The sequence below is a fragment of the Streptomyces venezuelae genome, from assembly GCF_008642355.1.
In the GTDB taxonomy this organism is placed as follows: domain Bacteria; phylum Actinomycetota; class Actinomycetes; order Streptomycetales; family Streptomycetaceae; genus Streptomyces; species Streptomyces venezuelae_B.
In genome coordinates, this window is sequence record NZ_CP029193.1 from 2,366,753 (window position 1) to 2,381,057 (window position 14,305).

A 14,305-nucleotide genomic window follows, 5' to 3' on the forward strand; every position below is an offset into this window, starting at 1 on the left:
ACCCATGTCCACACTCATGATCATTCTGCTGATCGTGGCCGTCGTCGTCATCGCCGCCGCCGCGTTCGTCGTGCTGAACCGCAGGCAACAGGGTGCGGGCGGCAGGCGCGGTCTGCAGCGCCGCTTCGGACCCGAGTACGACCGCGCGGTCGCCCGCCACGACGGCGACACCAAGGCCGCCGAGCGCGACCTCGGCGAGCGGGTGAAGCGCCACGGTTCCCTGCGTGTGCGGCCGCTGGACCCCGCCGCGCGTGAGCAGTACACGGCCCGCTGGACCGTGGCCCAGGAGCGCTTCGTCGACTCCCCGCGCGAGGCGGTGGCCGAGGCGGACCGCCTGATCGCCGAGCTGGCCGGCGCCCGCGGCTTCCCCGACGCCGGGCACTACGAGGACCAGATCGACGCGCTCTCCGTCCACCACGCCCACCACGTCCAGGGTTACCGCAAGGTGCACCGCGCGGCCCTCGGCACGACGGGCACCATGGGCACGGACCCCATGGGCACGGAGGCGACGGGCGTGGAGCGCACCGGCGGCGCCGGCACCGAGGAGATGCGCGCGGCGCTGCTCGAGGCGCGCGGGCTCTTCGAGGCGCTGGTGGCCGAGCACCGCTCCGACACCGACGCGACCCCCACGACCTCCACGACGGACCGGCACGACACCCGTAAGCGCTCGACCGGCATCACCCACAAGGGAGTTCAGCATGGCTGACGTACATCCCGAAGGGACCGCTCTCTTCCCGATCGACGCACGCGACAAGCTGGCGCTGCGGCTCCAGAACGCGGTCAACGGCTTCGTGGACGGCCCGCGCGCGGCCGTCGAGAACGCGGACCGCATCCTGGAGGAGGCGATCGCCGACCTCACCCACACCCTGACGGAGCGGCGCAACGCCCTGCGCACGACGTGGCAGTCCCACGCGGCGGAAGTCCCCCCGGGCGAGACCGGCACCCCGGCCGCCACCTCGGAGACGGCCCCGGCGGGCGACACGGAACAACTCCGCCTGGCCCTCCAGGACTACCGCGAGACAGCGGAACGCCTCCTCCGCCTGTAACAGCAGGCCCATCACAGGCCCCCGGACCGAGCCCCGGGACCCCGCCCGCCGGACCTCCGTGACATCCGGCCGCAGGGTCCCGGGGCTCACGCCGCTCCGACACCTCCGTACGGCAGGATGGGCGTATGAGCGTAGTCAAGATCAACGTCCTCACCGTCCCCGCCGACCAGCGCGAAACCCTGGAGAAGCGCTTCGCCTCCCGCGCCGGCGCCGTGGAGAACTCCGACGGCTTCGAGTGGTTCGAACTCCTCCGCCCCATCGAGGGCACCGACGACTACCTGGTCTACACGCGCTGGCGTGACGAGGAGTCGTTCCAGGCATGGATGGAGGGCCCCATGAAGTCGGCCCACCAGGGCGGCGGCGACCGCCCGAAGCCGGCCGCGAGCGGCTCCTCGGTCTGGTCCTTCGAGGTCGTCCAGCAGGCAGCCCCCAAGGGCGAGTAGCGCGCGACGCCGCGGGGCGGGCCGGGGGCAAATCCCTTGCGGGACCCCGTCCCCCTCGGCTCAGAATGCGCGTATGACCGAGCCTGTCACCGTCGCCCCCACCCCCGACGCCGCGACCTGGAGTGTCGCGGCCGAGGCGTATGACTCCGATGCCGCTCGCGCGCTCTGGCGTGCGTACTACACCGAGGTCAGCGATCGCTGGTATCTGCTGCACGAGGGGCGGGTCACCGAACCCGCCGAGCTGGAGCGGGAGATCGCCGCCGAGAGCGGGAGCGATCTCGCCGCGCCCGACGGGGTGCTGCTCGTCGCGCGGTACGGGGGCGAGGCCGTCGGTACCGCAGGTGTGCGGATGCTCGACGCGTCGACCGCCGAGCTCAAGCGTGTCTTCGTACGCGAGGACATGCGCGGCAAGGGCGGCTCCGCCGTCCTCCTCGCCGCCGCCGAGGACGCCGCCCGCTCGCTCGGGGCCGAGCGGGTCGTCCTCGACACCCGTACGGATCTCGTCGAGGCCCGTGCGCTGTACGCACGGCACGGATACGTGGAGACCGAGCCGTTGACCGTGCGGCCGTACGCCGAGCACTGGTTCCGCAAGGAGCTGGGCTGACCGCGGTCACGCCGCGCGTACCACCGTCGCCCCGCCGTCCCGCGGCCGCTCCGACTCCGAGCCGCACAGTTCGGAGCTGAGCTCCGCGACCAGCCGGTTCAGGTCCGTGGGGCGGTCGGGGTTCCACCAGTCGCCGAGCAGCTCCGACAGGGACTCCTCGCGGGCCTTGGCCAGCGTGGCCGCGACCTCGTGGCCGTAGGGAGTGAGGACCATCTCCAGGCCGCGTCGCCGGGCGAGCCGCCGCTCCTCGACCTGGCGGGCCGCCGCCGTGATGACCGTCAGCGGCACCGTGGTGCGCTCGGCGAGCACGCCGGGTTCCACGGAGCCGTGCCGGGCGATGCGCAGGAGCAGCCAGCTCGACGCGGGCAGCAGGTCCTGGCCGGCCCGCGCCGTGATCTTCTCGTAGATCGCGCGCCTGCCTTCCCGCGTCCCCAGCACCGAAAGGGCCCGCGCGCACTCGTCGTACGACGAACGCTCCACCGGGTTGCTGGCCAGCGTCTGCGTCGGGTCGGGCGCCGTGACCGAGGCGCGCAGCTTGTCCTCGCGCAGGAACCAGGCGAGGACGAAGGCGGCGAAGGCGACCGGCGCGGCGTAGAGGAAGACGTCCGTGATCGATGAGGCGTACGCGTGCAGGGCGTCGGGGCGCAGGTCGGCCGGGAGCCGTGCGATGCCGCGCGGGTCCGCTTCCAGGGTGCTCACGCTCAGGCCCGGCGGCAGCTGCTGCCCGGCGAGGGCGTCGGTCAGTTTGTCACCGAGCCGGTTCGTGAAGATCGTGCCGAAGATCGCGACGCCGAAGGAGGCGCCGATGGAGCGGAAGAACGTCGCGCCGGACGTGGCGACACCCAGGTCCTCGTAGCTGACGGCGTTCTGCACGATGAGGACGAGGACCTGCATGACGAGGCCGAGTCCCAGGCCGAAGACGAAGAAGAACACGCTCATCTCGCCGGTGCCGCTGTTCTCGTCCAGCCGGTGGAGGAGGAGCAGGCCGATCGTGGTGACGGCCGTGCCCGCGACCGGGAAGACCTTCCAGCGGCCCGTACGGCTGACGATCTGCCCGGACGCCGTGGTGGAGAGCAGCATGCCCGCCACCATGGGCAGCATGTGGACGCCCGACATCGTGGGCGTGACCCCCTGCACGACCTGCAGGAACGTGGGCAGATACGTCATGGCCCCGAACATCGCGAAGCCCACGATGAAGCTGATCACCGCGGACAGGGTGAAGGTGCGGATCCGGAAGAGCTTGAGCGGCAGGACCGGCTCCGCGGCCCTGCGCTCCACCGCCACGAACACCGCGGCGAGCACCACGCCGAGCACCGCGAGCCCGATGATCTGCGGTGATCCCCAGGACCATGTGGTGCCGCCGAGCGAGGCGACGAGGACGAGGCAGGTGGCGACGGACGCGATGAGGAAGGTGCCCAGGTAGTCGATGGTGTGCCGGGTGCCGCGCACCGGGATGTGCAGGGTGGTGGCGATGACGACGAGTGCGATCACGCCGATGGGCAGGTTGATGTAGAAGACCCAGCGCCAGCTGAGGTGCTCCGTGAACAGCCCGCCGAGCAGCGGTCCGAGGACACTCGTCGCACCGAAGACCGCGCCGAACAGGCCCTGGTACTTGCCGCGTTCGCGCGGCGACACGAGATCGCCGACGATCGCCATGGACAGCACCATGAGGCCGCCGCCGCCGAGTCCCTGCAGCGCGCGGAAGCCGATGAGCTGCGGCATGTTCTGCGCCATGCCGCACAGCGCCGACCCGACGAGGAAGATCCCGATCGCGGTCTGGAACAGCTTCTTGCGGCCGTACTGGTCGCCGAGCTTGCCCCACAGAGGGGTGGCGGCCGTCGCGGCCAGCATGTACGCGGTGACGACCCACGACAGATGGTCCATGCCGCCGAGATCGCTGACGATCGTCGGCAGCGCGGTGGAGACGATGGTCTGGTCGAGCGCCGCGAGCAGCATGCCGAGCAGCAGCGCGCCGATGGATATCAGTACGCCTCCGGGCGGATGCCCGTTGCCTGTGTGTACGGGGACAGGGCCGGGTCCCTCCCCGATGGGGCGGGCACTGACTTCCTGCGGCATGGACACCTCCCGAGGGGTCCGCGGTCTCTTTCCATCCTGGTCCGTGTCTCCCGTTATGGCCTGTTGAAGCGAGGCTCTGCATAATCCTTGGATGCTCCGGGGGCGGACGGGACGGCGGTGCGTACGAGAGGTACGAGGCGTACGAGACGTACGAGGGGAGGACCGGCCGTGGCCGGACCGGGAGACGAGGAACGGGCCGCTGAGGACGGAGGCGGCACAGGGGGCGAGGGGGGCGCAAGGGGCGGAGGCGGCGTGGAGGGCGACGCCGTGGACCGGGCGCGGGCGCGGTCGGCCGCCGCTGCCGCCGCGGCGGACTTCGATCCGCTGCGGATACGGCCGTACGTTTCGCTCCCCGATCCCGCCGGGTCGTCCGGCGGGCGTCCCCGGGGCGAGGACACCGCTCCCAGTGCGGGCCGCCCTCCGGTGGCGGCCTGGGGTGTACGCCCCGTCGCCGCAGGTGGGGAGGTGGGGACGGATGCCGGTACGGGTACGGCAGCCGAGGCCGACCTGCACGGAGGCGCCGGTTCGCACGAGAAACGGAGTCTCCGCAAACGCCCCCTCGCCCTGCTCGCCCTCGCCGGCGCCGTCACCGCCGTGACCGCCGCCACCGTCTTCGCGGTCGGGCTGCTCTCGTCGGCCTCGGGCGGGCCGACCCGGGACAGGGCGCTGCCGGACGATGTCGCGTCGGCCCACGCGGACCCGACCAGGCCCGCGGCACCCTCCACGAACCCGCGTACGTCGTCCTCGCGCGCCTCTGCCGCCTCGCCGAGCGTCCGGCCCTCGCGGTCGGCGTCTCCCACCCGCGCGACGGCGCCCCCGTCCCCGGTCTCGCCCTCGTCCGTGCCGCCGTCGACCGCGCGGGCGACGGGCTCGGTCGAGGCGTCCGCGTCACCGCCCCGCGGGACGGCCGACGCGACGCTGCGGCAGGGGGACAAGGGGACGCAGGTCAGGGAGTTGCAGGGCAGGCTGGCGCAGCTGTACCTGTACGTGGGTGAGCGGGACGGCTCGTACACGTACGAGGTCACGGCGGCCGTACGTCGCTACCAGTGGGCCCGCGGCCTCAGGGACGATGCGCCGGGTGTGTACGGGCGCGAGACGCGTCGCAGCCTGGAGTCGGAGACGACGGAACCCTGAGAGGAGCCCCGCGAGGGGGCTGCGCGGGGAGAGGGAGGGCTCAGCCGAACGTGAGCCGTATCGACCCGTCACCCGCGTCGGCGACCCCCACCGTCGTCAGGTCGTCGACGTGCACCGTGGGACCGAAGCGCCCGGCGCGCGGGCCCACGCCCACGACGCGCATACCGGCCGCCTGCCCGGCGCGTATCCCCGCCTCGGAGTCCTCGAAGACGACGCAGTCGGCCGGGTCGAGGCCGAGCGCGGCGGCCCCCTTGAGGAACCCCTCGGGGTCCGGCTTGCTCGCGCCGACGCTCTCCGCGGTCACCCGCACGTCCGGCAGGGCGAGCCCGGCCGCGGCCATGCGTCCGGTGGACAGCGGCACGTCGGCGGAGGTCACGAGCGCGTGCGGCAGGCCCAGGTCGGTCAGGGCCGCCAGGAACGCGGGGGCGCCCGGAACCGGGACGACGCCCTCCATGTCGGCGGTCTCGGCGGCGAGCATCTCGCGGTTCTCCGCGTAGTTCTCCTCCATGGGCCGCTCGGGCAGCAGCACCGCCATGGACGCGTAGCCCTGCCGCCCGTGGACGACCTCGATGACCTCGTCGAAGTCGAGGCCGTGCCGCGCGGACCAGCGCTGCCAGCAGCGTTCGACGACGGCGTCGGAGTTGACGAGGGTGCCGTCCATGTCGAGGAGGACGGCGCGGGCGGTCAGGACGGGTGCGACAAGGTCGGCGGTCGTGGCCGTGGCCGTCATGGAAGTGCTCCAGGCGCAGAAGTGGCGGCGGAAGAACGAGGCGAAGATCAAGGCGGCCCCGCCCGCCGGTCAGGGAGTACGGGCGGAGCCACTTTGTTCCTGCACGGTACAAAACGCGGGCCGCAAAAGCCAACGCCGCAGGTCACACCGCCCAAGCGCCCCAAAAAGGACGCGCCGAGAAGGGCGGCCGACCGGGCCCCCGGCCCGCCGTCACCCGGCGATCGCCTCGTAAAGGCTCCACACCCCGAGCCCCAGCATCAGCAGGGCCGCGATCTTCGTGATGAGCGCCAGCGGCACCCGCTTCATCAGCGCCTTGCCGCCGACGATGCCGAGCCCGGCCACCGCCCACAGGGCGAGCACCGCGCCGAGGCCCACGGAGAGCGGGTCGTCGTAGCGGGCGGCCAGGTTCGCGGTCATGATCTGCGTCAGATCGCCGAACTCGGCGACGAGGATGAGCATGAAGCCCGCGCCGGACACCTTCCAGAAGCTCTGGTTCTCGGGCTGCTTGACCTCTTCCTCGTCCTCACCGCCCTTGAGCAGCAGCATCGCCGCACCCGCCAGGAAGAGGACGCCGGTCAGCGCGTGGACCAGCTGCTGCGGGAGCAGGGTCAGGACGCTGCCCGCCGCGACGGCGAGCACCACGTGGACGGTGAAGGCGGCGGCGACACCGGCGAAGACGTAGGAGGCGCGGTAGCGCGTGCCGAGGACGAGACCGGCCAGTGCCGTCTTGTCCGGCAGCTCGGCCAGGAAGACGACGCCGAAGACGAGCGCCGTCACGCTGATGCTGATCAAGGGTTCCTCAATCGGTCGGGGCCGCCCCACCGAGAGTCTTCCACCGTTTCGCGTACGACACCTCGGCACGGCAGCGCACACGGACGCACACGGGTGTGGACGTCTGGACGTACACGGATGTGGACGTCACGACGTACGCGTCATGTGATGCGTACGCCTGCACTGCTTGCCGAAGGTCTCGCTGGCCTGCCCCGCGGGGCCTGCCTCCGGGCGCCGGCTCAGACGAGCTGAGCAGTATGTCGACGGTCCGGCGAAGAGCTACTCCCCTTCTGCGCCGTCCATCGTACGGGACGGCGCACAGGTCGCGGCCAGGGGCTTTCGGTCCCGCGCCGGAGTGACCCGGGTCACTGGCCGCCCCACAACGCGCGGGAAATGCGCGGGAATGCAACTTCCGTCCCGCCCAATGCACTTGACGCCGCGCCAGAACTCTTGAAGTCGGCACCTCTTTGACGCGACCCTGTCACTGGACGCACATCCGTCCGTAACCCCGACCCGCGACGCTGACCGCTCCACCGGTCAACCGCCCCCCACATCAAGGGAGTTCGCATGCCCGCTGTCTACGCGCGTCGAAGCACCCGGCACACCGCCCGCACCCGACGTACCCGGCCCGCCTTCGCCGCCGCAGCCGTCGTCCTCGCCACCGCCGCCACCCTCCTCACCGGCACCTCCGCCCAGGCCGCTCCCCCGGCCCCGGTCAGCGCCGCCACCGCACGGACCTACCTCGCCGACCTCACCGTCAAGGCCGAGGGCTCCTCCGACGGCTACAGCCGCGACAAGTTCCCGCACTGGAAGACGCAGTCCGGCGCCTGCAACACGCGCGAGGTCGTCCTCAAGCGCGACGGCACGAACGTGGAGCAGGACTCCAGCTGCGCCGCCACCTCCGGCACCTGGAAGTCCGCCTACGACGGCGCGACCTGGACCGTCGCGTCCGACCTCGACATCGACCACGTCGTGCCGCTTTCCGAGGCCTGGAAGTCCGGCGCGAACGGCTGGACCACCGCGCAGCGCGAGGGCTTCGCCAACGACCTGGCCCGGCCGCAGCTGATCGCCGTGACCGACAACGTGAACCAGGCCAAGGGCGACAAGGACCCGGCGGAGTGGATGCCGCCCACCGCCTCGTACCACTGCTACTACGCCCGGATGTGGGTGGACGTGAAGCACCACTACAAGCTGACCGTGAACACCGAGGAGAAGAGCAAGCTCTCCTCGGTCCTCAGCGGCTGCTGAACCGTTCCCGCAATCGTCGGCCGGTTCTCGCGGAACCGGCCCGCTCCTCCCCGTCGTTCCGTACCGTACGGGGCGACGGAGGAGGGTGATCACCTGTGCCACGGCTGCGCCTGGGTCCACTGCTGAGGTACGTCGACGGTTCCACGGCGACCGTCTGGGTCGAGGCCGACCGGCCCTGCACCGCCGAGGTGCGGTGCGCGGACGGCGCGGGCGGCACGGCCCGGACCTTCCAGATCTCCGGCCACCACTACGCGCTCGTCCCGGTCACCGGACTCACCCCGGGCACGGAGACGGCGTACGAGGTGCGGCTCGGCGACGGCGCGGAGGCCGCGGCCGCCGTATGGCCGCTGCCCGATGCGCCTTTCCCCCCGAGCACCATCCGCGCGCCCGCCGCGCCCGGTGCGGGCGGTGAGGCCGCCGATGAGGTGCGGGTCACGTTCGGCTCCTGCCGGTGGGCCGCACCACCCTCCGGCGAGCACGACCCGGTGGGGCCCGACGCGCTGGACACGCTCGCCGCCCACATCGCCGCCGACCCGGCCGCCGAGCGCCCGGACGTCCTGCTGCTCCTGGGCGATCAGGTGTACGCGGACCAGACCTCCAAGGCCACCCAGCGCTGGCTCGCGGCCCGCCGCGACCTGACCGGTCCCCCGGGGGCCCAGGTCGCGGACTATGAGGAGTACACGCACCTCTACTACGAGTCCTGGCTCGACCCGGAGGTGCGCTGGCTCCTGTCGACCGTGCCCAGCAGCATGGTCTTCGACGATCACGACGTGATCGACGACTGGAACACCAGCGCCGCCTGGGTCGCCGAGATGCGGGCCACGCCCTGGTGGCGCGAGCGGATCCTGAGCGGCCTCATGTCGTACTGGGTCCACCAGCACCTCGGCAATCTGCCGCCCGACGAGCTGGCCCGCGACAAGCTGTACGCCTCCGTGTGCGCCGCCCACGACGGCACGGACGTGCTGCGGGCCTTCGCCGCCGCGGCCGACGCGGACGCGGGCGCCGCCCGGTGGAGCTACCGGCGGGACTTCGGGCGGGTCCGGCTCCTCATGGTGGACACCCGGGCCGCCCGTGTCCTCGCGGAGGGCGAGCGCGCGATGCTCGACGCCGCCGAGGCCGAGTGGGTGCGCGAGCAGACGCTCGCGGATCCGGGGACGTACGACCACCTCCTCATCGGCACCTCGCTGCCCTGGCTGCTCCCCCACCTCATCCACGACGCCGAGGGGTGGAACGCCGCGCTGTGCCGCGGTGAGCGCGGCGAGCGGTGGGCCCGGTTCGGGGAGAACCTGCGCCGGCGCTCCGACCTGGAGCACTGGGCCGCCTTCCCCGCCTCGTTCGAAGCGCTGACCGCGCTGATCGCGGAGGCGGGCTCGGGGCCGGGGGCACCCGCGACGATCTGCGTGCTCTCCGGCGACGTCCACCACGCCTACGTCGCCGAGCCGAGCTGGCCCGCGGGCAACGGGCCCGACGCCCGGGTGCTCCAGCTGACCTGCTCGCCCGTCCACAACTCCATCCCCAAGTCGATCAGGCTCGGGTTCCGCTTCGGCTGGAGCCGGGTGGGACGCAGCCTCGGACGACGGTTCGCCCGGCACGCCAAGGTGTCGCAGGCGGGCATCGACTGGCGCAGGACGGGCGGACCCTGGTTCGGCAACCAGCTCATGACCCTGACGCTGCGCGGCCGTTCGGCCCGGCTGCGCCTCGATCAGGCGCGGACGGTGCGGGGCGGGGGCGTACGGCTGGAGACCGCGGAGGAGAGGCGACTCACGTGAATACGTGAAGGGGTGGTGTTCCCGGGACACGAGTCCCTTACACGGGCGGGGTTCGACGGCGGGGGCGCCGACGGCATGATGAGGCGGACCGTCCGGTTCCAGCGTCCGCAATGCCCCGGGAGTCACGCTTTTGTCTGCGTCTGCGTCTACGTCTGTACGTGCACCCGCGCTCGCCCTCGTCGGGGCGGGCCCCCGCGGCACCAGCGTGCTCGAACGCCTCTGCGCGTCGGCGGACGAACTCCTCGCGTCCGGGACACACCTGACGGTCCACGTCGTGGACCCGGACCCGCCGGGCGCGGGCCGCGTGTGGCGTACGGCGCAGCCCGCCGAGCTCCTGATGAACACGGTCGCCTCCCAGGTGACCCTCTTCACCGACGCGAGCGTCGACTGCTCGGGGCCGATACGCACGGGCCCGAGCCTGTACGAATGGGCCGCCGCGGGGCGGGTCCCGGGGCTCGGGCCCGACGACTATCCGACCCGTGCCTGCTACGGCCGCTATCTGGAGTGGGTCTTCGCGGAGGCGGTGCGGCGGGCCCCCGGCACGGTACGGGTGCGTGTGCACGCGGCGCGCGCGGTGCGCCTCGACGAGACGGCCGACGGCCTCCAGACCCTCGTACTGGACGACGGCATCGAACTGTCCGGGCTCTCCGCGGTCGTCCTCGCGCAGGGCCACCTGCCGACGGCCGCCGGCCCGGAGCAGCGGCGTCTGGCGGCCCATGCGGCCCGGCACGGCCTGCGTCACTTCCCGCCCGCCAACCCCGCCGACCTGGACCTGTCCGTCATCGCCCCCGGCGAGCGGGTCCTGCTGCGCGGCCTCGGCCTCAACTTCTTCGACCACATGGCGCTCCTGACGGAGGCCCGCGGCGGCCGGTACGTACGCACGCCCGACGGGACCCTGCGGTACGAGCCGTCGGGCCGCGAGCCGCGCCTGTACGCGGGATCGCGCCGCGGCGTCCCCTACCAGGCGCGCGGCGACAACGCGAAGGGCCCCTACGGCCGCCACGAGCCGGCCGTCCTCACCGCCGACGCGGTCGCCCGCTTCCGCAAGCGCGCGGACAGCGGTGACGCGCCCGACTTCCTCGCCGAGATATGGCCGCTGATCGCGAAGGAGGTCGAGACGGTCTACTACATGGCGCTGGTCGGGGTGCGGGACTTCCGGGACCGGTTCCTCGCGACCGCGCACGGGAGCCCGGAGGAGCGCCTCGTGCTGGACGAGTTCGGTGTGGGCGGCGCCGACCGCTGGTCCTGGGAGCGGCTCTCCGCACCGCACCCGCCCCTGCCCTTCGCCTCCCCGAGGGAGCACCGCGCGTGGCTGCTCGGGCGGTTGCGCGAGGACGCCGCGCAGGCCGCGCTCGGCAATGTCGCGGGGCCGCTGAAGGCCGCGCTCGACGTGCTCCGCGATCTGCGCAACGAGCTCCGCGGCATCGTCGACCACGGCGGGCTCTCCGGGGCCTCGCGCCGCGACCACCTCGACCGCTGGTACACGCCGCTCAACGCCTTCCTCTCCATCGGCCCGCCGCGCCGCCGGATCGAGGAGATGGCGGCCCTGATCGAGGCGGGGGTCCTGGACGTGCTCGGACCGCGTCTGACGGTGCGGCCCGACGGCGGGTCCTTCTTCGCGCACTCCCCCGACGTGCCGGACTCGGCCGTCCGGGTCACCTCCCTGATCGAGGCACGGCTGCCGGAGCCGGACCTGCGGCGCACCGGCGACGCACTGCTGCGGGACCTCCTCGCGGACGGCAGGTGCCGGACCCATGTGGTCGACGGGTACGAAACCGGAGGCCTGGACGTGACCCCTCGCCCCTACCGCCTGATTGACCGTCAAGGGCGCTCCCACGCCCGCCTGTTCGCGTTCGGCGTGCCCACGGAAGGGGTTCACTGGGTGACCGCGGCCGGTGCGAGACCCGGCGTCGACTCGGTGACGCTGGCGGACGCCGACGCGGTGGCGCGGGCCGCCCTGCGCACGGCCGTCGGCACCGCCGCGGCGCCTCCCGAACCTCGCACCGAGCCGAAGCGGAACCTCCGAATGACCGAATGTTGAACTTGCAAGCACTAATTAGGTTGCCCTAATCTTGGGCCTCCGCTCGGTTACCGTCCCCCAACCGAAGGAGTCCCCCACCATGACTGGACGTCTCAACAGCGCCCAGCCCTACGCCATCGGCCTGTTCCGCATAGTGATCGGCCTGCTCTTCGCCTGCCACGGCGCCGCGTCCCTCTTCGGCGTCCTCGGCGGCGCCGCGGGCGGCGGCACGATCGACGCCGGCACGTGGCCCGGCTGGTACGCGGCCGTCATCCAGCTCGTCGGCGGCATCCTGGTCCTGCTCGGCCTCGGCACCCGCGCCGCCGCGTTCGTCTCGTCCGGCTCGATGGCCTACGCCTACTTCAAGGTCCACCAGCCCGAGGCCCTGTGGCCCATGGAGAACGGCGGCGAGGCCGCGGCCATCTTCTGCTGGGCGATGCTGCTCTTCGTCTTCACCGGGTCCGGCGCGCTCGGCCTCGACCGGCTCTTCGCCTCGCGCGGCGAGAGCGGCGACAAGGAGGACGCGGACGCGAAGCGCACGCCGGTCGCGGCCTGACCCGCGCGGCACGCCCCGGCACCTGACGGCGCCCTCTTCCCCGGCACGTACGGGGAAGAGGGCGCCGTCGCCGTACGCGCCCCGAGCCGCCCGACGACCCACGCCCGTCGCCCTACACCCCCCACGCCCCGTCCGACTCCTGCGCCTCGGGGAGGGCCGCGAACGGCACCGTGAAGCACGCGGCCCGGTCACCGGCGCCGCCCGGCTCGTCGTGCAGCACGACGGAGGCCGCCTCCCCGGGCCTGAACCCCCAGCCGTGCCGGGCGGTCGCCTTCCCGGAGCCATCCGTTCCGGCGGTGAAGTCGAGCCACACCTCGTTCTCGGGGTTGACGTAGGCGGGGTCCTCCGAGGGCTGGACCGGGTCGACGCGGTGCTGGTAGTGGCCACCGGCCGCCTCCGGATTCGCCGCGCACGGCTTCTGGTGCACGTGCACGCCGTACGCGTGCCCCGCCTTCATCCCCTTGACCCGCAGCATCACGGCCGTGTCGCCGCCCTCGACGCCGCGCTGCACGACCTCGATCCACGACGCCGCGGGCACCAGGGCCGTGTCGTACGTCACCGCCGGTGACGGGATGAAGGCGGCGGGCGGCGCGAACCACGCCTCGGCCCTCACCCATGCGGAACCGGCCGCCGCGTGCGCCGCGCCCACGGGGCCGCCACTCGCGGCCAGCACGACCGCCGCCACCGCCACCGCGCCCGTCACGACCCGCGCCCTGGCCACTGTCGCCGTCACCATCGCCCGCACCCACATCCCTCGCTCGCGTGCCGCCGTCTCCTCGTTCGTACGGGACTTCGGGGCCGTACGCCGCATCGGGGGAGGCAGCCGGGTGAACGTGATGTAGGGAACATCTAAGCCCCAGTGGATCTCTGCGCCCCGCATGCGGCGTACGCTGTACAGCTGTCACCAAGGCCGCCCCTGCCGTACTCCGCGACAACAGCGGCAACGCGCTGCCGATCGGGGAGTAACGGGGAGTTACGGTGCTTGAGATTGTGGGGGCGTTGACCGGCAGTCCGTGGATTTACGCGGTCGTGGCCCTGTCCGTCCTGTTCGACGTCTTCGTGCCGGTCCTGCCGAGCGGGGTCATCGTCATCATGTCGGCGACCGCCGCCGCGGCGGCGGGGACGGGGGCGGCCGGGCAGGTCCCGCACGCCGTGCCCGACATCATGATGCTCACGCTCTGCGCGGCCACGGCGTCCGTGCTCGGCGACATGGTGGCCTTCCGGCTCGCCTGGCGCGGCGGCGAACGGCTCGACCGCGCCATCGCCCGCTCCCGGCGCCTGACCACCGCGCAGGAACGCCTCGGCACGGCGCTCGCGCGGGGCGGCGGCGTCCTGGTCGTGATCGCCCGCTTCGCGCCCGCCGGCCGTTCGATCGTCTCCCTCGGCGCGGGCGCGGCCCACCGCAAGCTCCGCGAGTTCCTCCCCTGGTCCGCCCTGGCGGGCGTGGCCTGGGCGGGCTACAGCGTCGCCCTCGGCTACTTCGGCGCCCAGTGGCTGGGCGCGACGTGGCTGGCGACGGGCGTCTCGCTCCTCGCCCTGTTCGCGGCGGGGGCGGGTGCGGCTTTCCTGGTCCGGCGCCCCAAGCCGACGACGACGGCGGGCTGACGGGACGCGTCGTACGCGCACGAGGGCCCGCGCAGGAGACCTCGCGTACGAGAGTTGGCGTACGAAGGCTTACGACGCGCGCGCCGCGGCCCCCCGTACCTCCAGCCCCGCCAGCAGCTCCGTCGTCGCCTTCGCCACCGCGTCCACCGCCTGGTCGAAGACCTCGCGGTTATGGGCGGCGGGGGCGCGGAAGCCGGAGACCTTGCGGACGTACTGGAGCGCGGCCGCGCGGATCTCCTCCTCGGTGGCGTCCTCGGGGATCGCGGGCGGACGGAGCGTCTTGATGCTTCGGCACATGCCTCC

The 14,305-nt window shown here is 72.8% G+C and carries 15 protein-coding genes; 10 read left to right on the forward strand and 5 right to left on the reverse strand.

All coding sequences use genetic code 11. From position 1 onward, the window contains the following. Nucleotides 1-4: 4 nt before the first annotated feature. The 4 genes from DEJ47_RS10915 to DEJ47_RS10930 all read left to right on the forward strand — a co-directional run bounded on the left by DEJ47_RS10915 (nucleotide 5) and on the right by DEJ47_RS10930 (nucleotide 2,093). On the forward strand, nucleotides 5-706 hold the full coding sequence (locus tag DEJ47_RS10915) for a hypothetical protein (RefSeq protein ID WP_223828305.1): 702 nt from the start codon (nucleotides 5-7) through the stop codon (nucleotides 704-706). After that, nucleotides 699-1,046 (forward strand): hypothetical protein, encoded by a 348-nt coding sequence (locus DEJ47_RS10920; RefSeq protein WP_150167289.1) that lies wholly within the window; start codon nucleotides 699-701, stop codon nucleotides 1,044-1,046. The genes DEJ47_RS10915 and DEJ47_RS10920 overlap by 8 nt, the downstream gene beginning before the upstream one ends. A 125-nt stretch (nucleotides 1,047-1,171) precedes the next feature. Beyond that, nucleotides 1,172-1,489: an antibiotic biosynthesis monooxygenase family protein gene (locus DEJ47_RS10925; protein ID WP_150167290.1), complete on the forward strand. Its 318-nt coding sequence runs from the start codon at nucleotides 1,172-1,174 to the stop codon at nucleotides 1,487-1,489. Nucleotides 1,490-1,562: 73 nt separating this feature from the next. Beyond that, nucleotides 1,563-2,093, forward strand: a complete 531-nt coding sequence (locus DEJ47_RS10930) for a GNAT family N-acetyltransferase (RefSeq protein WP_150167291.1) — start codon at nucleotides 1,563-1,565, stop codon at nucleotides 2,091-2,093. A gap of 6 nt (nucleotides 2,094-2,099) precedes the next feature. Here the strand turns inward: DEJ47_RS10930 and DEJ47_RS10935 are convergent, their stop codons facing one another. Next, nucleotides 2,100-4,169, reverse strand: a complete 2,070-nt coding sequence (locus DEJ47_RS10935) for an MFS transporter (protein ID WP_150167292.1) — start codon at nucleotides 4,167-4,169, stop codon at nucleotides 2,100-2,102. A gap of 252 nt (nucleotides 4,170-4,421) precedes the next feature. Here DEJ47_RS10935 and DEJ47_RS10940 point away from each other — a divergent pair, with 252 nt between their 5' ends. Continuing rightward, entirely contained in the window at nucleotides 4,422-5,303 is an 882-nt protein-coding gene (locus DEJ47_RS10940) for a peptidoglycan-binding domain-containing protein (RefSeq protein ID WP_150167293.1), read from the forward strand. Nucleotides 5,304-5,343: 40 nt separating this feature from the next. On the opposite strand, the gene DEJ47_RS10945 is transcribed toward DEJ47_RS10940, so the two are convergent. Both DEJ47_RS10945 and DEJ47_RS10950 read right to left on the reverse strand, forming a co-directional pair. Continuing rightward, nucleotides 5,344-6,033 carry an HAD-IA family hydrolase gene (locus DEJ47_RS10945; protein ID WP_150167295.1) on the reverse strand — a complete coding sequence of 230 codons (690 nt, stop codon included), beginning with the start codon at nucleotides 6,031-6,033 and terminating at the stop codon, nucleotides 5,344-5,346. A gap of 210 nt (nucleotides 6,034-6,243) precedes the next feature. Beyond that, nucleotides 6,244-6,825 carry a TMEM165/GDT1 family protein gene (locus tag DEJ47_RS10950; RefSeq protein ID WP_150167297.1) on the reverse strand — a complete coding sequence of 194 codons (582 nt, stop codon included), beginning with the start codon at nucleotides 6,823-6,825 and terminating at the stop codon, nucleotides 6,244-6,246. A 546-nt stretch (nucleotides 6,826-7,371) separates the two neighbouring features. Between DEJ47_RS10950 and DEJ47_RS10955 the strand changes: the two genes are divergently transcribed. The 4 genes from DEJ47_RS10955 (at nucleotide 7,372) to DEJ47_RS10970 (ending at nucleotide 12,397) form a co-directional block, all read left to right on the forward strand. Continuing rightward, nucleotides 7,372-8,052 carry an HNH endonuclease family protein gene (locus DEJ47_RS10955; protein ID WP_150167299.1) on the forward strand — a complete coding sequence of 227 codons (681 nt, stop codon included), beginning with the start codon at nucleotides 7,372-7,374 and terminating at the stop codon, nucleotides 8,050-8,052. A 95-nt stretch (nucleotides 8,053-8,147) separates the two neighbouring features. Continuing rightward, nucleotides 8,148-9,821, forward strand: coding sequence for an alkaline phosphatase D family protein (locus DEJ47_RS10960; RefSeq protein ID WP_150167301.1), 1,674 nt, complete (start codon nucleotides 8,148-8,150; stop codon nucleotides 9,819-9,821). A gap of 130 nt (nucleotides 9,822-9,951) precedes the next feature. Beyond that, nucleotides 9,952-11,862 carry an FAD/NAD(P)-binding protein gene (locus DEJ47_RS10965; protein ID WP_150167303.1) on the forward strand — a complete coding sequence of 637 codons (1,911 nt, stop codon included), beginning with the start codon at nucleotides 9,952-9,954 and terminating at the stop codon, nucleotides 11,860-11,862. Between the two features lie 79 nt (nucleotides 11,863-11,941). Continuing rightward, entirely contained in the window at nucleotides 11,942-12,397 is a 456-nt protein-coding gene (locus DEJ47_RS10970; RefSeq protein ID WP_150167305.1) for a DoxX family protein, read from the forward strand. A 112-nt stretch (nucleotides 12,398-12,509) separates the two neighbouring features. Here the strand turns inward: DEJ47_RS10970 and DEJ47_RS10975 are convergent, their stop codons facing one another. After that, nucleotides 12,510-13,133 carry a superoxide dismutase family protein gene (locus tag DEJ47_RS10975; RefSeq protein WP_161236512.1) on the reverse strand — a complete coding sequence of 208 codons (624 nt, stop codon included), beginning with the start codon at nucleotides 13,131-13,133 and terminating at the stop codon, nucleotides 12,510-12,512. Between the two features lie 242 nt (nucleotides 13,134-13,375). Here DEJ47_RS10975 and DEJ47_RS10980 point away from each other — a divergent pair, with 242 nt between their 5' ends. Further along, complete coding sequence (locus DEJ47_RS10980) at nucleotides 13,376-14,002, forward strand: DedA family protein (protein WP_150167307.1); 627 nt, start codon at nucleotides 13,376-13,378, stop codon at nucleotides 14,000-14,002. 69 nt (nucleotides 14,003-14,071) lie between these two features. On the opposite strand, the gene DEJ47_RS10985 is transcribed toward DEJ47_RS10980, so the two are convergent. Next, nucleotides 14,072-14,299: a DUF2277 domain-containing protein gene (locus tag DEJ47_RS10985; RefSeq protein ID WP_150167310.1), complete on the reverse strand. Its 228-nt coding sequence runs from the start codon at nucleotides 14,297-14,299 to the stop codon at nucleotides 14,072-14,074. Between the last annotated feature and the right edge of the window lie 6 nt (nucleotides 14,300-14,305).

What these genes read in the sequence shown, in the direction of transcription:
- DEJ47_RS10955 (WP_150167299.1), top strand. Translation starts at nt 7,372, where the DNA reads ATGCCCGCTGTCTACGCGCGTCGAAGCACCCGGCACACCGCCCGCACC.
- DEJ47_RS10920 (WP_150167289.1), top strand. Translation starts at nt 699, where the DNA reads ATGGCTGACGTACATCCCGAAGGGACCGCTCTCTTCCCGATCGACGCA.
- DEJ47_RS10930 (WP_150167291.1), top strand. Translation starts at nt 1,563, where the DNA reads ATGACCGAGCCTGTCACCGTCGCCCCCACCCCCGACGCCGCGACCTGG.
- DEJ47_RS10970 (WP_150167305.1), top strand. Translation starts at nt 11,942, where the DNA reads ATGACTGGACGTCTCAACAGCGCCCAGCCCTACGCCATCGGCCTGTTC.
- DEJ47_RS10925 (WP_150167290.1), top strand. Translation starts at nt 1,172, where the DNA reads ATGAGCGTAGTCAAGATCAACGTCCTCACCGTCCCCGCCGACCAGCGC.
- DEJ47_RS10935 (WP_150167292.1), bottom strand. Translation starts at nt 4,169, where the DNA reads ATGCCGCAGGAAGTCAGTGCCCGCCCCATCGGGGAGGGACCCGGCCCT.
- DEJ47_RS10945 (WP_150167295.1), bottom strand. Translation starts at nt 6,033, where the DNA reads ATGACGGCCACGGCCACGACCGCCGACCTTGTCGCACCCGTCCTGACC.
- DEJ47_RS10985 (WP_150167310.1), bottom strand. Translation starts at nt 14,299, where the DNA reads ATGTGCCGAAGCATCAAGACGCTCCGTCCGCCCGCGATCCCCGAGGAC.
- DEJ47_RS10975 (WP_161236512.1), bottom strand. Translation starts at nt 13,133, where the DNA reads ATGGTGACGGCGACAGTGGCCAGGGCGCGGGTCGTGACGGGCGCGGTG.
- DEJ47_RS10915 (WP_223828305.1), top strand. Translation starts at nt 5, where the DNA reads ATGTCCACACTCATGATCATTCTGCTGATCGTGGCCGTCGTCGTCATC.